Below are 17311 nucleotides of genomic sequence, written 5' to 3' on the forward strand. Positions count from 1 at the left end.
GCGGCGGTCGGCGCAACCAGGGGCACCGGTTCACGAGGGGAAGCCGTTCCCAGGGCCGGCCCAGACCCCAGGTGGCACCGGCGCCCGCGGCGGCCAGGGCCACGAGCGCGATCGCGTAGATCACGTGGTGGTCGGCGAAGGGGTTGGGCGACATGGTCGGCGAGCCGTCGGACAGGTGCCGGGCGGGCGGCCCTTCGGCCCCAGACGGTGCCATGCGGCCCGCGATGGGGGCCGGACGGCCCCTGGTGGCAGACGGACAGCGGGCGGAGATTGGAGGCGGAAGGATCGCGCGCCAGGAAGAGGCAGGATCATGAGCACTTCCACCACGTCCACCATGCTGCGGGCACTGCCCGCCTGCCGGCGGGAACAGCTGCTGCGGGTGGCCCGCGAGGTGTCGTTCCCCGAGGGCACCCGGCTGTTCGAGGAGGGTCGTCACGCGGACCGGTTCTGGATCATCAGGACCGGAACGGTCGCCCTCGACCTGAAGGTCCCGGGCCGCCGCGCCGCGGTCATCGAGATCCTCGGTCACAACGAACTCGTCGGCTGGTCCTGGTTGTTCGCCCCGCACAGCTGGCACCTGGGCGCCGAGGCGACGAGCCCGGTGCGCGCCTACGAGTTCGACGCCGAGGAGGTCCGGGCGATGTGCCGGAACGATCCCGAACTGGGAATGACCGTGGCGCAGTGGGCGGGCGAGATCGTCGCCCACCGGCTCCAGTCGGCCCGGACCCGGCTGCTCGACCTGTACGCCCCCTACGGCAGCGGCAGCGCGCGCTGACCACGCACCCCTCGACGGTGAAACGCGTGCAGACTGGTAGGGGGCCGGTCGGCCCTAGTGCGTCGGGGCCGGAAGCATGATGATCGAACCGAGCGGGCTCACGGTCCGTGGTCGTCCATCACCGAACAAGGGGTCGTCATGGCCGAGGCGCGTACGTTCTCCGAGCAGAACCCGATAAGGGTGTTCCTGCTGGACGACCACGAGGTGGTGCGCCGCGGTCTGACCGACCTCCTGGACGCGGAGCCCGACATCTCGGTGGTCGGCGACGCGGACAGCGTCGAGCACGCGCTGGTGCGCGGCCCGGCGCTGCGGCCCGACGTGGCGGTCCTCGACGTACGCCTGCCGGACGGCGACGGCATCAGTGTGTGCCGGGAGCTGCGCAGCCAGATGCCCGAGCTGTCCTGTCTGATGCTGACCTCCTTCGACGACGAGGAGGCGCTGCTCGACGCGATCATGGCCGGGGCGGCGGGTTATGTGCTGAAGCAGATCAAGGGATCCGACCTGGTCTCGGCGGTCCGTACCGTGGCCTCCGGCCAGTCGATGCTGGACCCGACGACGACCGCGCGGCTGATGCGCAAGCTGCGGACGGACCCGGCGGAGGAACAACCCCTCTCGCACGAGCTCGCCGGCCTCTCGCCCCGTGAGCGGGACATCCTCGCGCTGATCGGGGACGGACTCACGAACCGGGAGATCGGCAAGGAGCTCTACCTGTCCGAGAAGACGGTGAAGAACCACATCTCGCGACTGCTGGCCAAGCTGGGCGTCCAGCGCCGCGTGCAGGCCGCGGTCCTGGCCAACCATCTCGAACACCCGGAAGCGGCCGGGCACCACTCGACGCGCTGAGGTCCGCGGCGCTCCGCCGCGCCGCCGCGACGGTGAGGCGCCCGGACCGACACCCGCGGCCGACACCCGCCGACGGACGCCCGCCCGCCGATGCCCGCCCGCCCGCCGACCGACGCCCGCCGACCGCCCGTCACGGCCGTCACGGCCGTCGCTCCGGCAGCGTCAGGGTGCAGGACTCCCCCGGTGCCACCGTGACGGTGCGGTCCGCCAGGGTGATGTCGATCGGCGGCTCGTCCGAGGCCGGCACGCTGACGTTCAGTCTCCCGGCGCTCAGCCGCAGCTGGACGCCCCGATGGCCCCGGTAGCGGATGGCGAAGCCGTACTCGGACAGCTCGGGCGGCGGGACCGGGTCGAGCCGCAGTGCTCCGCCGCGGGTCTCCAGACCGGTCAGCCCGCGCTGGACGAGATCGAGGGTGCCCGCCATCGCGCCCAGGTGGACGCCCTCTCCCGTGGTACCGCCCTGCACGTCCGCAATGTCACCCCGCAGCGCCTCGTGGATGTAGGTCCAGGCCTCGGCGCGCCGTGCCCGGCCCAGCACCCAGCCGTGCACCAGGCTGCTCAGCGTCGAGCCGTGGCTCGTGCGGCCGCGGTAGTGGTCGACGGTCCGCCGCCACTGGAGGTCGTCGACCTCGTGTCCGAGCCTGCGGAACAGCCCGCCGAGCTCGGCGGGCGAGAAGAGGTAGCCCAGCATCAGCACGTCCGCCTGCTTGGACGCCTGGTAGCGATTGACGCTGTCGCCCTCGGCCTCCAGGATCCGGTCGAGCCGCCGGATGTCCCCGTACCGCTTCCGGTAGCCCTCCCAGTCGAGTTCCGCGAGCTCCCCGTATCCCTCGAACTGGCTGATGACCCCGTCGTGGAAGGGAACGTACAGACCGCTGGACACCTCGTGCCACAGGTCGAGTTCGGCGGGGTCAAGGCCGGTCCGCTCGACGAGGTCCCGGCGCAGCAGCTCGGGCAGATCGCCCAGCACGTCCAGCGTGCGGGCGAGCACCCAGGCGGCGGTGACGTTGGTGTACGCGTTGTCGTCGAGCCCCGGCCGGACCGCGTCCGGGTAGGCGTCGTGGTACTCGTCGGGTCCGACGACCCCGCGGATCCGGTAGCGTCCGAGGGCGCTGTCGTGCTCGGCGGAGCCGGCCCAGAAGCGGGCGATCTGCACGAGCATCTCGATGCCCTTGGTGTACAGGAACTCGGTGTCCCCGCTCGCCTCGCAGTACTGCCACACGTTGTACGCGACGGCCGATCCGACGTGGTGCTGAAGCCGCGAGTGGTCGGGCAGCCAGCGTCCCGAGCGCGGGTTCAGGTGCAGTTCCTGGGTCTCCTCCCGTCCGTCGCTGCCGCTCTGCCACGGGTACATCGCGCCGGTGCGGCCGGCGTCCCGGGCCGCCTGGCAGGCCCGCTCCAGACGGTGGTGGCGGTAGGTGAGCAGGGCGCGGGAGACCTCGGGGAAGTGGAGGTTCAGATACGGCAGCACGAACAGTTCGTCCCAGAACACGTGCCCCCGGTAGGCCTCTCCGTGCAGCCCGCGCGCCGGGACTCCGACGTCGAGTTCGGCGGTGTGCGGGGAGAGGGTCTGGAGCACATGGAACAGGTGCAGGCGCAGGATCGGGCCCACGCTGTTGCGGACGTCCATCTCAGCGTTGCGCCACAGCTGCTGCCAGGCCGTGCGGTGGCTGTCGAGCAGGGTCTCGAAGTCGGCGGCGGTGCCGACCCGGTCGACGGCCGCGTTCAGCGGGTCCTTGATCGCCACGTCGCGGGAGGTGTGCAGGGCGACCGTCTTGTCCACGGTCACCGTCCGGCCGTCGGTCAGCGCGACCCCGAGCAGCTGGGCGGCCCTCCCCGGGGTGTGCGCGTCCGTGGTCCGGGCGGGCGCGTCCGTGACGGTCCTGGCGGCCAGTCCGATGCCGATCTCCGAGGTGGCGGTGCGGCAGCGCAGCCAGACGGTGTCCGGTTTCCCGGTGCCGCACCGGACGTCCGTCAGATGGCGGGAGGCGAGCGCACGGTAGCGCTCGACGCCGCTGTTGGTGACCGTCCCGTCGAGGGCGGACTCGATCTCGACGGTCCCGGACCAGCCCTCGGCCGTCAGCTCCGTGCGCAGCAGGGCGAGGTGGGGATCGGCCATGTGGACCAGGCGCAGCTGGCGCACGGCGAGGCGCCGGCCCTCCTCGTCCTCGTAGAGCGTGGTGCGTTCCAGGGTGCCCGCGACGGGGTCGAGGCGCAGCCGGTGGTCGAGCAGCCGGTGCGAGTCGGGGGTGAGCCAGGTCCCGGTGGCGGTCCGCACGCGCAGCGGCAGCCAGTTGGGGAGGTTGACCATGTCCTCGTTCTCGATCCGCTGTCCGGCCACCTGTGAGGTCAGCCGGTTGTAGCAGCCGGCCGCGTACGTGCCCGGGTAGTGGACGGAGTCGGCGACGCACTCCGGGGCGGCGCCCCGGGTGGCGAAGTACCCGTTGCCGAGGGTGCACAGCGATTCGCGCAGGCGTTCCTGCGCCGGGTGGTAGCCCTCGTAGTCCCAGGTGAGGTCGTCCATTCCCTCATCCTCGGGTACGGGCGGCCCGCCGTCCTCGCGGCGCGCGCGGGGCGGCGGCGGGCCTGGTCGGCGGGCGCACACCGCCGGTCCGTGCGGCCGTGCCGGCGGTGTGCTCCTCGCGGGTGGGCGGGCTCAGCCGGTCCAGGTCCAGTCGGCGACCTCGGGGAGGTCGGTGCCGTGCTCGCGGATCCAGACGTGGTGCCGGGAGCGGACGTCGTCCATCTGCTGGCGCAGGGCGGCGGCGCGGGCGCCGAGGCCGGGGACGCGGTCGATGACGTCCATGACGAGCCGGTAGCGGTCCATGTCGTTGCGGACGACCATGTCGAAGGGGGTCGTGGTGGTGCCCATCTCCTTGTAGCCGCGCACATGGAGGTTCGCGTGGCCGGTGCGGCGGTAGGCGAGGCGGTGGATGAGCCAGGGGTAGCCGTGGTAGGCGAAGATGACCGGCTTGTCGGTGGTGAACAGTGCGTCGTACGCGAAGTCGCTCATCCCGTGCGGGTGTTCCTCGCTCGGGAGCAGCCTGGTCATGTCGACGACGTTGACGACCCGGACGGCGAGTTCGGGCAGGTGGCGGCGCAGCAGGTCGGCGGCGGCCAGGATCTCCTGGGTGGGGGCGTCGCCGGCGCAGGCGAGGACGACGTCGGGTTCCCGGCCCGCGTCGGCCGTTCCCGCCCAGTCCCAGATGCCCGCGCCGCGGGCGCAGTGGGCGCGGGCCTGGTCCATGGACAGCCAGTCGAAGCAGGGCTGTTTGCCGGCGACGACGACGTTGACGTAGTCGCGGCTGCGCAGGATGTGATCGGCCACGGACAGCAGGGTGTTGGCGTCCGGCGGGAGGTAGACGCGCACGACCTCGGGGCTCTTGTTGAGGACGTGGTCGACGAAGCCGGGGTCCTGGTGCGAGAAGCCGTTGTGGTCCTGGCGCCAGACATGCGAGGTGAGCAGGTAGTTGAGGGAGGCGATGGGGGCGCGCCAGTGCAGTGCGCGGGAGGTCCTCAGCCATTTGATGTGCTGGTTGACCATGGAGTCGACGATGTGCACGAAGGCCTCGTAGCAGGAGAACAGTCCGTGCCGGCCGGTGAGGGTGTAGCCCTCCAGCCAGCCCTGGCAGGTGTGTTCGGAGAGGATCTCCATGACGCGGCCGTGCCGGTCGAGGTGTTCGTCGACGGGCAGGGTCCGTGCCTGCCAGGCCTTGCCGCTGGCGGCGAAGACGGCGTCCAGGCGGTTGGAGGCCGTCTCGTCGGGGCCGACGAGACGGAAGTCGCGGCGGTGCGCGGTGGCGCGCATGACGTGTTCGAGCAGGTCGCCGAGCACCCGGGTCGGCTCGTGCAGGGTCGCTCCGGGTTTGTCGACGGGGACGGCGTAGCGCTCCAGGTGCGGGAGCGGCAGGTCGCGCAGGAGGAGGCCGCCGTTGGCGTGCGGGGTGGCGCCGAGGCGCCGGGAGCCCTCGGGTACGCAGGCCAGTACGTCGGCGACCGGCCTTCCCTCGGTGTCGAAGAGTTCCTCGGGGCGGTAGGAGCGCAGCCAGGTCTCCAACTGCCGTAGGTGTTCGGGGTTTTCGCGGACCTGGGCGAGGGGCACCTGGTGGGCTCGCCAGGTTCCTTCGACGGGTTGGCCGTCGACCTCGGCGGGGCCGGTCCAGCCCTTGGGGGTGCGCAGCACGATCATGGGCCAGGGGGCGCGCTCGGTGGCGCCCTCCTCGCGGGCCGCGCGCTGAAGGAGCGCGATCCGGTCCAGTGCCTCGTCGAACGCGGCGGCCATGGCGCGGTGGACCCGTTCGGGGTCGTCGCCGGTCACATGGATCGGCTCGTGGCCGTATCCCCGTAGCAGGGCGTCGAGTTCGGCCTCCGGGAGCCGGGACAGGACTGACGGGTTGGCGATCTTGTAGCCGTTGAGGTGCAGGACCGGCAGGACGGCGCCGTCGTGGACCGGGTCGAGGAACTTGTTGGAGTGCCAGGAGGCGGCGAGCGGTCCCGTCTCGGCCTCGCCGTCCCCGATGACGCAGGCGACGAGCAGGTCGGGGTTGTCGAAGGCGGCGCCGTACGCGTGGGACAACGAATACCCGAGCTCACCGCCCTCGTGGATCGAGCCGGGCGTCTCGGGCGCGACATGGCTGGGCACCCCGCCGGGGAAGGAGAACTGCCGGAACAGTTTCTCCATGCCCTCGCCGTCGCGGGAGACGGAGGGATAGGTCTGGCTGTACGTGCCCTCGAGCCAGGAGTTCGCCAGTACGGCCGGGCCGCCGTGCCCGGGGCCCCAGACGCACAGCGCGTCCAGGCCGCGTGCCTTCACGACGCGGTTGAGGTGGGTGTGGACGAGGTTGAGGCCCGGCGAGGTGCCCCAGTGACCGAGCAGCCGGGGCTTGATGTGCGCGGGGGTCAGGGGCCGGGTGAGCAGCGGGTTCGCCATCAGATAGATCTGGCCCACGGCAAGGTAGTTGGCGGCACGCCAGTGGGCGTCCAGCGTGCGCAGTTCGTCGTCGGTCAGTACGGTGCTGTCCTGGTGATCTGCCTTGGGCATGGTGACTCCGTAGGTCATCGGGGTCGGTCGGCCAGGCGGTTCATCGCGGCGCTTCACGGGAGGCGCCGTCGGGCGGAGGAGGCGGCATGGCCGAGGAGAAGACGGCGAGGGTGCCGCGTGAGGCGTACGAGCGGGAGCTGCTGCGTCTCCAGACGGAGCTGGTGAAGCTCCAGGAGTGGGTGCGGACCGAGGGCGCCCGTGTGGTGGTGGTCTTCGAGGGCCGGGACGCGGCGGGCAAGGGCGGGACGATCAAGCGGGTGGCCGAGCATCTGAATCCGCGTGTCGCACGGATCGCGGCGCTGCCCACGCCGACCGAGCGCGAGCGCACCCAGTGGTACTTCCAGCGGTACGTGGAGCATCTGCCGGCCGCCGGGGAGATCGTGCTGTTCGACCGGAGCTGGTACAACCGCGCCGGGGTCGAGCACGTGATGGGTTTCTGCACGAAGGAGGAGCACCAGCTGTTCCTGCGCCAGTGCCCGATCTTCGAGCGGATGCTGGTGGAGGCAGGGGTGATGCTGCGCAAGTACTGGTTCTCGGTGAGCGACGCGGAGCAGCAGAAGCGGTTCCGGCGCCGGCTGAAGGACCCGACGCGGCGCTGGAAGCTGTCCCCGATGGATCTGGAGTCGATCACCCGCTGGGAGGCGTACTCCCGGGCGAAGGACGAGATGCTGGTGCACACCGACATCGTCGAGGCGCCGTGGTTCGTGGTCGAGAGCGACGACAAGCGGCGCGCCAGGCTGAACATGATCGCCCATCTGCTGTCCACGGTTCCCTATCGCGAGGTGCCGCCGCCGGTGCTGGAGCTGCCCGAGCGGCCGCCGTCGACGGGGTACGTACGTCCGCCGCGCGATCTACAGACGTACGTCCCCGACCACGCGGCGAGCCTCTGAGCCGTTCGCCCTCGCCGGGGAACGGCGGTGGCACGCGGGCGGCCGTGCGGGCGCCGCCGCGGTCAGCTCCCTTCGGCGAGGTCGAAGACGATCCGGGCCTGGACGCGGCCGTGCAGGACCTCGTCGATGGACTCGTTGACCGAGTCGAGCGGCCGGGACTCCCGGATGACCCGGGTCCGGCCGGCCGCGTGCAGCTCGAACACCTCGGCCAGGTCCTGCCGGGTGCCGACGATGGAGCCCATCACCGAGGTGCCGTTCAGCACGGTCTCGAAGATCGGGACCTGGATCGTGCCGTGCGCCGGCATGGCGACCATGACGAGCTTCCCGCCGCGCCGCAGCCCGTTGTACACCGCGGAGAACGCCTCCTCGTCGACCGCGAGGGCGATCGCGGCGTGCGCCCCGCCGTGGCCGCGCAGGACCTCGCCCGGGTCCTCCTTGCGGGCGTCGATCACGAGGTCGGCGCCGAGGTCCGCGGCGAGTTCGAGCTTCTCGTCGGTGACGTCGATGGCGGCCACGGTGGCCCCGGCGATCTTCGCGTACTGAAGGGCCAGGTGGCCGAGTCCGCCGACCCCGGAGATCGCGACGAGCTGGCTGGGCCGGACGTCAGCGACCTTCAGTGCCTTGTACGTCGTCACGCCGGCGCAGGTGAGGGGCGCCGCGTCGAGCGCGGAGACGCCCTCGGGCACGGGCTGGGCGAAGTCGGCCCAGGCGAGCATCTTCTCGGCGTAGCCGCCGTCGCAGCCGTAGCCGGTGTTGACCTGCTCCTCGCACAGGGTCTCCCAGCCGGAGAGGCAGTGCTCGCAGCGTCCGCACGCCTTGCCGAGCCAGGGCACGGCGACCCGCTGTCCCACGGCCAGATGGGTGACGCCGTCGCCCAGTGCCTCGACCAGGCCGACGCCCTCGTGTCCGGGGACGAAGGGCGGGGTCGGCTTGACCGGCCAGTCGCCGTGGGCCGCGTGGATGTCGGTGTGGCAGAGCCCGGAGGCCTCCAGCCGGACGCGGACCTGGCCGGGTCCTGGCTCGGGGTCCGGGCGTTCCTCGATGACCAGCGGTTCACCGAACGCTCGTACGACTGCTGCTTTCATCAGGTCTCTCCTTGCGCGATCGGACGCGATCAGAACCGGTTCCGGGGACGGTCCGGGCCGGTCACGGGTGCGGTACGACGGCGACGGGGGCGGTGGCGTGGTGGAGCACGGCGTGCCCGACGGGTCCGAGGTGGGCGCCGAGAGCGGCCTTGCGGATGCGGCGGCCGATGACCACGAGGGAGGCCTCCCGGGAGGCGTCCACGAGATGGTTGGCGGGCTTCCCCGACAGGGAGTCCTCGATGATCTCGACGGCCGGGTACTTCTCGCGCCGGTCCCGCAGGGCCGCGGTCATGGAGGCGGCGTCCTCGGCGGCCAGCCGGGTGGTCATCTTCAGGTCCGGGGGCAGACCGTAGGCGATGTACGGCGGCTCGTTCCAGGAGTGGACCACCCGCAGTGCCGTGGCGCGCAGGAGGGCCGCCTCGAAGGCGAAGCCGATCAGCGTGTCGTCCGGATTGCCGGTGTCGAGTCCGAGCACGACGGGACGGAAGGGAGCGGCGGCGGACGGGATGCCCGCCGGATCCGGCAGGTGCTCGTCGGCGGCCTGTTCACCGGCGCGTACGAACACCACCGGGCGCCCGGCGTGCGCCGCGACGGCCAGGCCGACAGAGCCGACCATGAATCCGCCCGCCCCGCTGAGCCCGCGGGTGCCGAGGACCAGGAGTTCGGCGTCCTCCGCGGCCTTCAGCAACGCCTCCGCGGGCCGGCCGGTGAGCTGCTCCGTGGTGACGTCGACCCCCGGGTGGCGTGCCCGTACGCCCTCGGCGGCCTCCCTCGGAATCCGCTCGCTCCAGTGCTGGTGGGTCTCGGCTCCGAGCAGCGGCGCCTGGGCCATGGGGTCGGGGGCCGGTTCCCAGACGTTGACGAGTCTGACCGGCAGCGCGCGCAGCCGCGCCTCGCGGGCTGCCCACTCGGCGGCGGCGAGACTCTCGGGAGAACCGTCGAGGCCCACGGTGACGGTGCGGGGCATGGTGTCCACCTCCTGGATCGGCGATCCGTTCCGTTCCGGGCTCTGGACTCCAGCCTCGTGTCGAAACGGTCGGGCGCGGCAGGGGCCGCTGGTCCCCGGTGGGGGCCGTTCGGCCCAACCGTCCGGACGAGCCCCCTATCACCGTGCCCGCAACCACGGGGACGCGCAGCGCGAGACCACCGCTCCCGCGGCCAGGAGACCGCCGGAGGAGCGCCAGGACAGCACCGACCACCGCGACTGGGCGGAGAACAGCGAGCCGGTGCTCAGCCACGATCCGGTCGAGATCAGGGACAGGGCGGAGCCGATCGAACCGACCGACAGCGCGCTTCCGATCGAACCGACGGAGAGGGCGGAGCCGACGGACCCCACGGACAGGACCGAGCCCACCGAACCGATGGACAGCACGGAATCCTGTGACCACAGCGACAGCACCGAACCGGACGAAGCACGAGGGAGCGACCGCGTGGACAGCTTTGTCATGAGTCCATCGTGCCCCGAGTCGCGCCGCGGTGGCAGTCCGTCATGCGGTCGTCATGCGGTCGGGCTCCCCGCCAGGGCCGCTCGGCTGCGTTCGAGACGGACGCGCTCCGGCGTGCTCACCGTGAGCGTGATGGCGGCGTCGTACGCCCGCAGCGCCTCGGCGTCGCGGCCGAGCCTGCGCAGCAGTTCCGCCCGTACGGCGTGGAAGGCGTGGTAGCCGCCGAGGTCCAGCTCGTCCACGAGGGCGAGCGCGGTCCGCGGCCCCTGGGTCTCGGCCACGGCGACGGCCCGGTTGAGGGCCACGACCGGACTCGGGGCGAGCTCCATGAGCTGGTCGTAGAGCCGGAGGATCTGGCCCCAGTCGGTGGCCGCGGCGGCCGGCGCGTCACTGTGGACGGCGTTGACGGCGGCCTGGATCTGGTACGGCCCCGGCCGGCCGCGGCGCAGACAACGCCGTACGAGCGCCTGGCCCTCGGTGACCAGGTCCCGGTCCCACAGCGTGCGGTCCTGCTCGGCGAGGAGGACCAGGTCGCCGTCCGCCGTCGAGCGGGCCGGCCGGCGGGCCTCGATCAGCAGCATCAGCGCGAGCAGGCCGAGCGCCTCGGGCTCGTCGGGCATCAGCTCGACGAGGAGGCGTCCGAGCCGCAGCGCCTCGGCGCAGAGGTCCTCGCGGCCGCCGTACCCCTCGTTGAAGACGAGGTAGACGACGGCCAGGACACCCCTGACCCGGTCCGGCAGGTCCGCGTCGCGCGGGACGCGGTAGGGAATGCCCGCGTCGCGGATCTTGGCCTTGGCGCGGACGATCCGCTGGGCCATGGTGGGTTCGGGGACGAGGAAGGCACGCGCGATCTGCGCGGTGGTCAGACCGCACAGGAGCCGCAGGGTGAGGGCGACCTGGGCCTGCGGGGCGAGCGCGGGATGGCAGCAGGTGAAGATCAGACGGAGCCGGTCGTCGCGCACGGGGCCCTCCTCCACGGGGTCGTCCGGGGCGTGCAGCCGGGCGGCCTCGGCGTGCCGGGCCGCGCGGGTGGACTCACGGCGCAGCCGGTCGACGGCGCGGTTGCGGGCGGTCGTGATGATCCAGCCGGCCGGGCTCGGCGGGATCCCGGTCTCCGGCCACTTGGCCACGGCCGTGGTGAACGCGTCCTGGACCGCTTCCTCGGCGAGGTCGATGTCCCCGAGGAAGCGGATCAGGACGGCGAGCGCCCTGCCGTACTCGGCGCGGAAGACCGCCTCGACGTCCCCGGCGCCGACGGTCATCAGTCCTCGGACTCGTGCGTGAAAGGACGCACCTCGATCGGGAGCGTCGTCGCCAGGGTCGCCTTGCGGCCCCACGTCAGCGCCGCGTCGAGGTCGGGCGCCTTGATCAGGCAGAGCCCGCCGAGATACTCCTTGCTCTCCGCGTACGGCCCGTCGGTGATCAGGACGTCGCCGTCCCGGGCCCGCAGCACGGTGGCGGTGCCGGGGGCGTGGAGTCCGCCCGCGAACACCCAGGCGCCGGCCTCGCGCAGCTCCGTGTGGAACTGCTCCAGATTGTGCATGATCTCTTCCAGGACCTCGGGCGCGGGCGGTTCGCCCTGCGGCTGCATCACGCTCAGCAGGTAGTACTTCATGATGTGTCCTCCTCGGTGGTCCCACTCGGACTCTCCCTGACTACACGAACGGGAGAACGCCGGATCGACATACGCCACGACGACAGCGGGAGATTCCTTCCATGACCGTCCCGCCCCATCCGCTCGTGACCGCCGCCCGGGACCTGGCGGCCGGAGTGCTGGCGCCCCGGGCGGAGGCCGTGGACCGGGACGGCATGCCCGCGAGCAGTGTCGAGGCCGTCAAGCGGTCGGGACTGCTCGGGATCACGGCCCCGGTCACGGACGGCGGTTCGGCGGCGCCCGCCGCCGTGGTCCGTGAGACGGCGGAGATCCTGGCCGCGGCGTGCTGCTCGACCTGGTTCGTGCAGACCCAGCACCACACCCCGGTGGCGATGCTGGCGCGGAGCGCCCTTCCGGTACGGGACCGGCTGCTGGGTCCGCTCGCGCGCGGGGACCTGCTGTCCGGTGTCGCCTACGCCCAGTTGCGCGCCCACCCGCGCGTCCCGGTGCGGGTCACCCGGGAGCGGGGCGGCCGGCGCTTCGACGGGAGGGTGCCCTGGTACACCGGCTGGGGGCTGAACGACGTCATGCTGCTGGCCGGGGTGACGGACCGCGACGAAGCCCTGTTCGCGTTCACGGAGGCGCGCGAGCAGCCGGGGCTGCGCCCGTCCCCGCCGATGCGGCTCGCCGCGCTGACCGCGTCCCGGACGGTCTCCCTGGAGCTGGACGGGTTCTGGCTGCCCGAGGAGGCGGTGGTGCTGCGCGTCCCGTACGAGACCTGGGCGGTCACCGACCAGCCGAAGAACACCAACGCCTCGCCCGCCGTCTTCGGGATCACGGCGGCGGCGATCGGCCTACTGGGGGACGACCCCTCGGCGAGGGACACGGCGGACGTGCTGCGGGCACGTCTCGACGAGGTCAGACGGCAGGCGTACGAACTCGCCGACCACCCGGTGCCGACCGAGCGGATCGAGGAACGCCTGGTCTGCAAGACGCGGGCGTACGACGTGATGCGCGCGGCCACCACGGCGGCCGTCGTGGCCGGTGGCGGACGGTCGATGGATCTGCGCAGCCCGGCCCAGCGGCTCGCGCGCGAGGGGATGTTCCTGCTGGTGCAGGGGCAGACCGCCCAGGTGCGCGCCGCGCACCTGGGGTCGCTGGCACCGCCCGGCCCCGCCGCCCCGCTCAGCCCGTGAAGGGCACCTGGACGGCGGGGGTGGCCGGGGCCGCGAACGGGTTCCGCCACAGACCGCGCGCGGCGAGGCGGGGCAGGACCCCCTCGCCGAACCAGTAGGCCTCCTCCAGGTGCGGGTAGCCGGAGAGCACGAACTCGTCGATGCCGAGGGCGTGATACTCCTCGATCCGCTCGACGACCTCGTCGTGGCTGCCGACCAGGGCGGTGCCCGCTCCGCCGCGTACCAGGCCGATGCCGGCCCACAGGTTCGGGTGGATCTCCAGTCCGTCCCTGCTGCCGCCGTGCAGCGCGAGCATCCGTCGCTGTCCCTGCGACTCGCTGCGGGCGAGCCCCTCCTGCACGGACCGTACGGTGGCCGGGTCGAAGCCGTCGAGAAGCCGGTGGGCCTCGGCCCAGGCCTGCTCGGAGGTGTCGCGGGTGATGACGTGCAGCCGGATGCCGAAGCGCAGGGTGCGCCCCTGCCCGGCGGCCAGTCGGCGGATCCAGGCGATCTTCTCGGCGACCTGGGCGGGCGGTTCGCCCCAGGTGAGGTAGACGTCGGCGTGACGGGCGGCGACCTCACCGGCGACGGGTGAGGAGCCGCCGAAGTAGACCTCCGGGACCGGGTCGGGAACCCGGGCGAGCCGGGCGTCCTCGACCCTCAGGTGCTCACCGGTCAGGTCCACGGTCTTGCCGTCCCACAACTCCTTGACGATCCGCAGGAATTCGCCGGTACGACGGTATCGGGCGTCCTTGTCGAGGAAGTCGCCGTACGCCCGCTGCTCGTGGCTCTCCCCGCCGGTGACCACGTTGAGCAGCAGCCTCCCGTCCGTCTGGCGCTGGAAGGTGGAGGCCATCTGCGCGGCCAGCGTGGGCGACACGAAGCCCGGGCGGAAGGCCACGAGGAACTTCAGCCGCTCGGTGCGCTGGCTGACCATCGCGGTCGTCAGCCACGCGTCCTCGCACCAGGCACCGGTGGGGGTGAGGGCGCCCAGGAATCCCAGATCCTCCGCGGCGCGGGCGATCTGGCTCAGATAGGCGACGGTCGGCGGCCGGTCCCGCCCGGAAGCGGTGGCCGGAGAGCCGTGGCCGCCGCCGACGACATGGCGGCTGTCTCCGTTGGTGGGCAGGAACCAGTGGAAGGTGAGGGACACGGCGGGGTTCTCCGATCGTGGGGACCGACGGACGTGCGGCCCGTCGGACGGGGGTTAGAGGAGGCCGTGCCGCGGGGGCGGGGTGCCGTTCAGGACGTGGCGGCCGAGGTGCTGGATCTTCCAGCGGGCCGGGTCGTGCAGGGTGTGGGTGCGGGCGTCGCGCCAGTGCCGGTGCAGGTTCAGGGAGTTCAGCGCCGAACGGGTTCCGGACACCTCGAAGAGGGCGTCCGCGACCAGCACGGCGGTGACGGACGTGTGCGCCTTCGCTGCGGCCACGGCGAGGGACGCCTCGGCGGCCGAGGCGTCGGTCAGCTCGCCGCGCGCCGCGTCGACCGCACGGCCCGCGACACCGAGCAGTGCCTCGGACGCCCGTACCTGGAGGTCGAGTTCACCGAAGCGCTGGATGAGCAACGGGTCCTCGGCCGCCGTGTCCACACCGCTCTCGAACCAGGGACGGCTCTTGGTGCGCACGAACTCCGCCGCCTCGGCGAGCGCGCCCGCCGCGATCCCGGCGTCGATGGCCGCGTGCAGCAACTGCGCGCAGGCTCCGTGCAGTTGTGGCCCCCGGAAGGTGAGATGGTGCGGGACCACCCGGTCGGCCGGGACGAGGACATCGTCGAGGCGGACGGTGCCGCTGGCCGTCGTGCGCTGCCCCATGCCGTCCCAGTCGTCGAGGACCGTCAGTCCGTCGGCGTCCCGGGGGACGTAGGCGACGTGCAGGTTGTCGTCCTCGGCGCGGGCCAGGACCGGGATCCAGTCCGCGAGGAGTGCCCCGGTGCAGTAGTGCTTCACGCCGGTGAGCAGGTACGAGCCCTCCGGGCCCGGTGCGAGCCGGGTGCGGATGTCCTGGACGTGCCGGGTACCGGCCTCCGACTGCGCGTTGCCGAACCGACGCCCTTCCAGGACCTGCGCGAAGAAGAACTCCCTCTGTTCGGGCGAACCCTGACGGCGGATCACGTTCACGTACACGAAGTGGTTCTGCGGGATCTGGGCGAGGCTGGCGTCGGCCGAGGCCAGCAGCCGGAAGATCTCCGCCAGGGTCTCGGCGCGGACGTCCGCTCCCCCGTGCTCGGTCGGCACGCTGACGGCGAGCAGACCGGAGGCGGACAGCCGCTCCAACTCCTCGCGCGGAAGGCGCCGTTCGGTGTCCCTCGCCGACGCTCCGGCGCGGAACTCGTCGGCGAGGGCGGCGGCGACGGCCAGCGCCTCGGCGTCGTCGGCGATCACTTTGGCGGTCATCGGCGTCAGCCCGTGGCGGCGAGCAACTGGGTGCGGCCGAGGGCCGCCGAGAACTGGTCCACCACCTGGGCCAGGGCCTCGGCGGAACCCGGCGCCACGGTGACGCTCCCGTCCTGCCCCGTGATGATGTCCTTGTCGAGGGTGAACCAGCCCTGGACTATATGGGCCGCACCCATGGAGTTGAGCACCGGGCGCAGCGCGTAGTCCAGGGCGAGCACATGGGCGTTGCTGCCTCCGGTGACCAGCGGCAGCACGGTCTTTCCGGCCAGGGCGTACTGCGGGAGCAGATCGAGCAGGGCCTTGAGGACGCCGGAGTAGGCGGCCTTGTAGACGGGGGTGCCGATGACCACGCCGTCGGCGCGTGCGAAGAGTTCGGCCGCCTCGACGATGGCGGGGTGCTGGAAGTCCGCGCCGAGCAACGCCTCCGCGGGGATGGTGCGGACGTCCAGGGGGATCACCTCGTGGCCCTGCGCGGCGAGCCGGGCGTCGAGGTGGCGCACCAGCTTGGCGGTGCGGGAGGAGACCGAGGGGCTGCCGGAGACGGACAGGACGGTGGCCATGAGTCCTCTTTCGTGAAACGGGATCCGGTGGACGGGTTCCGGGTGAATGCCCTGAGCGGGCTCGCGGGTGGGTTCCGTGGCCCTGGTTCCGGGTGTGCGGGCGTGACCGGCGTTCCGGTGGCGACGGGCTGCCGAACGAACCGAGGCACGGCCGAGGGGCCGAGGGCCGTTCAGGACGCGTCGGGGTCGGGGAACTCAGCCGCGATCAGGCGGAGTTCGGGCACCGGGGCGAGGACGCGAGACCAGGGCACGTACCGGACCAGGGGGCGGACAAGCCACCGTGGGCGGACGGACCGCGCGAAGGAGACCCGGGGGTCGGGGTCGTCAGACTTCGCGGCAACAGAAGGCGCTGCTGACACGCGCGAGGTCGACATGGCGTCGCCGCGTGAGGTCCAGTCGCATCATCATGCGGAGATCGTCGCAGCCCAGAGCGGGGGCAGTCAAGGAACGGCGGTCCGGTCTCGCATCCCGGACCGTGCCGTGGACCGGTGTCCGCGGACGCACGCCCGGCCGGCACCGCCCCGCGCGGCAACCGGACGGGAAACCGGTGCCGCCGGGTGCGCCCGCCGCCGCTCCGGTGCTCAGCCGCGTACCGGGATGATCCCGTGCCTCCGGCGCGGTTTGGGGGCGTCGAGCAGGGTGACGCCGTTGTAGCGGCGGCCCCGCAGGAGGAGCACCGGGGCGGCGACGAACGTGACGAAGACCGAGACGACGCTGACGGGGAACAGGGCCGGTAGCGACTGGCCCTCGGGCAGCGTGCGGCCGCCCTCGTGGACGGCGTAGCCGAACGCGGCGACGAAGACGACGACGCTCAGGGCGGCCAGGACCAGCAGGAAGGCGCCGGTCCGGCGGGTACGGGCCTCGGTGCGGACCTCGGCCAGCAGGGAGGCGTCGCACACCGGGCAGATGAGTTCCACGCTCTGCTTGGCGGACGCCGGCCGGCGCACCCGGTACACGCTGTCCTTCCAGGTGATCCTTCGGGTCCTGGTCAGGAACCCGGTCGTCCTGTCGCTGAGGATGTGGCGCACCGCGACTTCCACCGTGCCAGGTATGGGTCCGTTCATGTCCCGTCAGCCCCCCGTCCGCGCGCGTCCCGGCATGGACACGCGGCCACCACAGTGTCGGATTCGTGACGACGGAGATCAACAGCCCGCGGCAGGCTTTGCCGCGCCTATGCCTTCCGGGCGGACGAGCCGCCTGTGCGCGGGAGTTGGCCTTCTCCTCGTAGGCGTGAATCGGCGGTCGCCGGGCAAGCGCACTCCACGGGACTCGGCGCTCCGGGTCCGCCGTCCGAGCTGGAGGTGTCTGCCGCCATGGGCACAAAGGTGCTGGAACGATTTCCCGCCGGGGCTCCGCGTGGATCCTGGACCGCGGAGGAGTACGCGGCCCGGCGCCGGACCGAGGGACTGAAGGCGACGGTCGTGATGGACCTGAACTCCGACGCGTTCCTCGTGGTGGTTCCGGCCGGCGACGAGGACTGACCCGGCGCCGGCCTCACGGACCGGGACGGA

The 17311-nt window shown here is 72.3% G+C and carries 17 protein-coding genes and 1 pseudogene; 5 read left to right on the forward strand and 13 right to left on the reverse strand.

The features are described from left to right. Positions 1-10: 10 nt before the first annotated feature. A pseudogene (locus ACZ4AA_RS08170) lies at positions 11-199 on the reverse strand (hypothetical protein); the annotation flags it as partial. 111 nt (positions 200-310) lie between these two features. Between ACZ4AA_RS08170 and ACZ4AA_RS08175 the strand changes: the two are divergent. Together ACZ4AA_RS08175 and ACZ4AA_RS08180 are read left to right on the forward strand one after the other, a co-directional pair. Then, the gene (locus ACZ4AA_RS08175) at positions 311-775 is read left to right on the forward strand and encodes a cyclic nucleotide-binding domain-containing protein (protein ID WP_467597361.1); all 465 of its coding nucleotides are present in this window, start codon (positions 311-313) and stop codon (positions 773-775) included. A gap of 138 nt (positions 776-913) precedes the next feature. Further along, positions 914-1618 carry a response regulator gene (locus tag ACZ4AA_RS08180; protein WP_467597364.1) on the forward strand — a complete coding sequence of 235 codons (705 nt, stop codon included), beginning with the start codon at positions 914-916 and terminating at the stop codon, positions 1616-1618. 139 nt (positions 1619-1757) lie between these two features. Here the strand turns inward: ACZ4AA_RS08180 and ACZ4AA_RS08185 are convergent, their stop codons facing one another. Both ACZ4AA_RS08185 and ACZ4AA_RS08190 read right to left on the reverse strand, forming a co-directional pair. Then, positions 1758-4142, reverse strand: coding sequence for a glycoside hydrolase family 65 protein (locus tag ACZ4AA_RS08185; protein ID WP_467597369.1), 2385 nt, complete (start codon positions 4140-4142; stop codon positions 1758-1760). Positions 4143-4274: 132 nt separating this feature from the next. Further along, on the reverse strand, positions 4275-6659 hold the full coding sequence (locus ACZ4AA_RS08190; RefSeq protein WP_467597372.1) for a phosphoketolase family protein: 2385 nt from the start codon (positions 6657-6659) through the stop codon (positions 4275-4277). A gap of 86 nt (positions 6660-6745) precedes the next feature. On the opposite strand from ACZ4AA_RS08190, the gene ppk2 reads away from it, so the two are divergent. After that, positions 6746-7549, forward strand: a complete 804-nt coding sequence (ppk2, locus tag ACZ4AA_RS08195) for a polyphosphate kinase 2 (RefSeq protein WP_467597375.1) — start codon at positions 6746-6748, stop codon at positions 7547-7549. A 62-nt stretch (positions 7550-7611) separates the two neighbouring features. Here the strand turns inward: ppk2 and ACZ4AA_RS08200 are convergent, their stop codons facing one another. The 5 genes from ACZ4AA_RS08200 to ACZ4AA_RS08220 form a co-directional block, all read right to left on the reverse strand. Beyond that, entirely contained in the window at positions 7612-8634 is a 1023-nt protein-coding gene (locus ACZ4AA_RS08200) for a zinc-dependent alcohol dehydrogenase (RefSeq protein WP_467597377.1), read from the reverse strand. A gap of 61 nt (positions 8635-8695) precedes the next feature. Next, positions 8696-9601 (reverse strand): universal stress protein, encoded by a 906-nt coding sequence (locus ACZ4AA_RS08205; protein ID WP_467597380.1) that lies wholly within the window; start codon positions 9599-9601, stop codon positions 8696-8698. A gap of 138 nt (positions 9602-9739) precedes the next feature. Continuing rightward, entirely contained in the window at positions 9740-10081 is a 342-nt protein-coding gene (locus ACZ4AA_RS08210; RefSeq protein WP_467597383.1) for a hypothetical protein, read from the reverse strand. Positions 10082-10132: 51 nt separating this feature from the next. Beyond that, complete coding sequence (locus ACZ4AA_RS08215; RefSeq protein WP_467597386.1) at positions 10133-11341, reverse strand: RNA polymerase sigma factor; 1209 nt, start codon at positions 11339-11341, stop codon at positions 10133-10135. After that, positions 11341-11694: a YciI family protein gene (locus tag ACZ4AA_RS08220; protein ID WP_467597389.1), complete on the reverse strand. Its 354-nt coding sequence runs from the start codon at positions 11692-11694 to the stop codon at positions 11341-11343. Before ACZ4AA_RS08220 ends, ACZ4AA_RS08215 begins: the two co-directional genes overlap by 1 nt. Before the next feature lie 101 nt (positions 11695-11795). On the opposite strand from ACZ4AA_RS08220, the gene ACZ4AA_RS08225 reads away from it, so the two are divergent. After that, positions 11796-12869, forward strand: coding sequence for an acyl-CoA dehydrogenase family protein (locus ACZ4AA_RS08225; protein ID WP_467597392.1), 1074 nt, complete (start codon positions 11796-11798; stop codon positions 12867-12869). Here ACZ4AA_RS08225 and ACZ4AA_RS08230 read toward each other — a convergent pair. From ACZ4AA_RS08230 to ACZ4AA_RS08250, 5 genes are all read right to left on the reverse strand, one after another. After that, complete coding sequence (locus ACZ4AA_RS08230; RefSeq protein ID WP_467597395.1) at positions 12859-14001, reverse strand: LLM class flavin-dependent oxidoreductase; 1143 nt, start codon at positions 13999-14001, stop codon at positions 12859-12861. The two genes, ACZ4AA_RS08225 and ACZ4AA_RS08230, sit on opposite strands and share 11 nt — an antisense overlap. A 54-nt stretch (positions 14002-14055) precedes the next feature. Further along, on the reverse strand, positions 14056-15240 hold the full coding sequence (locus ACZ4AA_RS08235; protein WP_467597398.1) for an SfnB family sulfur acquisition oxidoreductase: 1185 nt from the start codon (positions 15238-15240) through the stop codon (positions 14056-14058). Between the two features lie 5 nt (positions 15241-15245). Further along, positions 15246-15800 carry an NADPH-dependent FMN reductase gene (gene ssuE, locus ACZ4AA_RS08240; protein WP_467597400.1) on the reverse strand — a complete coding sequence of 185 codons (555 nt, stop codon included), beginning with the start codon at positions 15798-15800 and terminating at the stop codon, positions 15246-15248. Positions 15801-16124: 324 nt separating this feature from the next. After that, a complete protein-coding gene (locus ACZ4AA_RS08245) occupies positions 16125-16208 on the reverse strand; it encodes a putative leader peptide (RefSeq protein ID WP_467598891.1) in 84 nt (27 codons plus the stop codon). A gap of 173 nt (positions 16209-16381) precedes the next feature. Continuing rightward, positions 16382-16864, reverse strand: a complete 483-nt coding sequence (locus ACZ4AA_RS08250; protein ID WP_467597403.1) for a hypothetical protein — start codon at positions 16862-16864, stop codon at positions 16382-16384. Positions 16865-17113: 249 nt separating this feature from the next. Between ACZ4AA_RS08250 and ACZ4AA_RS08255 the strand changes: the two genes are divergently transcribed. After that, positions 17114-17281, forward strand: coding sequence for a hypothetical protein (locus tag ACZ4AA_RS08255; protein ID WP_339127605.1), 168 nt, complete (start codon positions 17114-17116; stop codon positions 17279-17281). Positions 17282-17311: the final 30 nt, after the last annotated feature.

It is taken from the genome of Streptomyces sp. NPDC024698 (assembly GCF_055559015.1).

Excerpts from the sequence above, each read along its gene's own strand:
- ACZ4AA_RS08175 (WP_467597361.1), top strand. The coding sequence starts at position 311 with ATGAGCACTTCCACCACGTCCACCATGCTGCGGGCACTGCCCGCCTGC.
- ACZ4AA_RS08180 (WP_467597364.1), top strand. The coding sequence starts at position 914 with ATGGCCGAGGCGCGTACGTTCTCCGAGCAGAACCCGATAAGGGTGTTC.
- ACZ4AA_RS08185 (WP_467597369.1), bottom strand. The coding sequence starts at position 4,142 with ATGGACGACCTCACCTGGGACTACGAGGGCTACCACCCGGCGCAGGAA.
- ACZ4AA_RS08190 (WP_467597372.1), bottom strand. The coding sequence starts at position 6,659 with ATGCCCAAGGCAGATCACCAGGACAGCACCGTACTGACCGACGACGAA.
- ppk2 (WP_467597375.1), top strand. The coding sequence starts at position 6,746 with ATGGCCGAGGAGAAGACGGCGAGGGTGCCGCGTGAGGCGTACGAGCGG.
- ACZ4AA_RS08200 (WP_467597377.1), bottom strand. The coding sequence starts at position 8,634 with ATGAAAGCAGCAGTCGTACGAGCGTTCGGTGAACCGCTGGTCATCGAG.
- ACZ4AA_RS08205 (WP_467597380.1), bottom strand. The coding sequence starts at position 9,601 with ATGCCCCGCACCGTCACCGTGGGCCTCGACGGTTCTCCCGAGAGTCTC.
- ACZ4AA_RS08210 (WP_467597383.1), bottom strand. The coding sequence starts at position 10,081 with ATGACAAAGCTGTCCACGCGGTCGCTCCCTCGTGCTTCGTCCGGTTCG.
- ACZ4AA_RS08215 (WP_467597386.1), bottom strand. The coding sequence starts at position 11,341 with ATGACCGTCGGCGCCGGGGACGTCGAGGCGGTCTTCCGCGCCGAGTAC.
- ACZ4AA_RS08220 (WP_467597389.1), bottom strand. The coding sequence starts at position 11,694 with ATGAAGTACTACCTGCTGAGCGTGATGCAGCCGCAGGGCGAACCGCCC.
- ACZ4AA_RS08225 (WP_467597392.1), top strand. The coding sequence starts at position 11,796 with ATGACCGTCCCGCCCCATCCGCTCGTGACCGCCGCCCGGGACCTGGCG.
- ACZ4AA_RS08235 (WP_467597398.1), bottom strand. The coding sequence starts at position 15,240 with ATGACCGCCAAAGTGATCGCCGACGACGCCGAGGCGCTGGCCGTCGCC.
- ssuE (WP_467597400.1), bottom strand. The coding sequence starts at position 15,800 with ATGGCCACCGTCCTGTCCGTCTCCGGCAGCCCCTCGGTCTCCTCCCGC.
- ACZ4AA_RS08245 (WP_467598891.1), bottom strand. The coding sequence starts at position 16,208 with ATGATGATGCGACTGGACCTCACGCGGCGACGCCATGTCGACCTCGCG.
- ACZ4AA_RS08250 (WP_467597403.1), bottom strand. The coding sequence starts at position 16,864 with ATGAACGGACCCATACCTGGCACGGTGGAAGTCGCGGTGCGCCACATC.
- ACZ4AA_RS08255 (WP_339127605.1), top strand. The coding sequence starts at position 17,114 with ATGGGCACAAAGGTGCTGGAACGATTTCCCGCCGGGGCTCCGCGTGGA.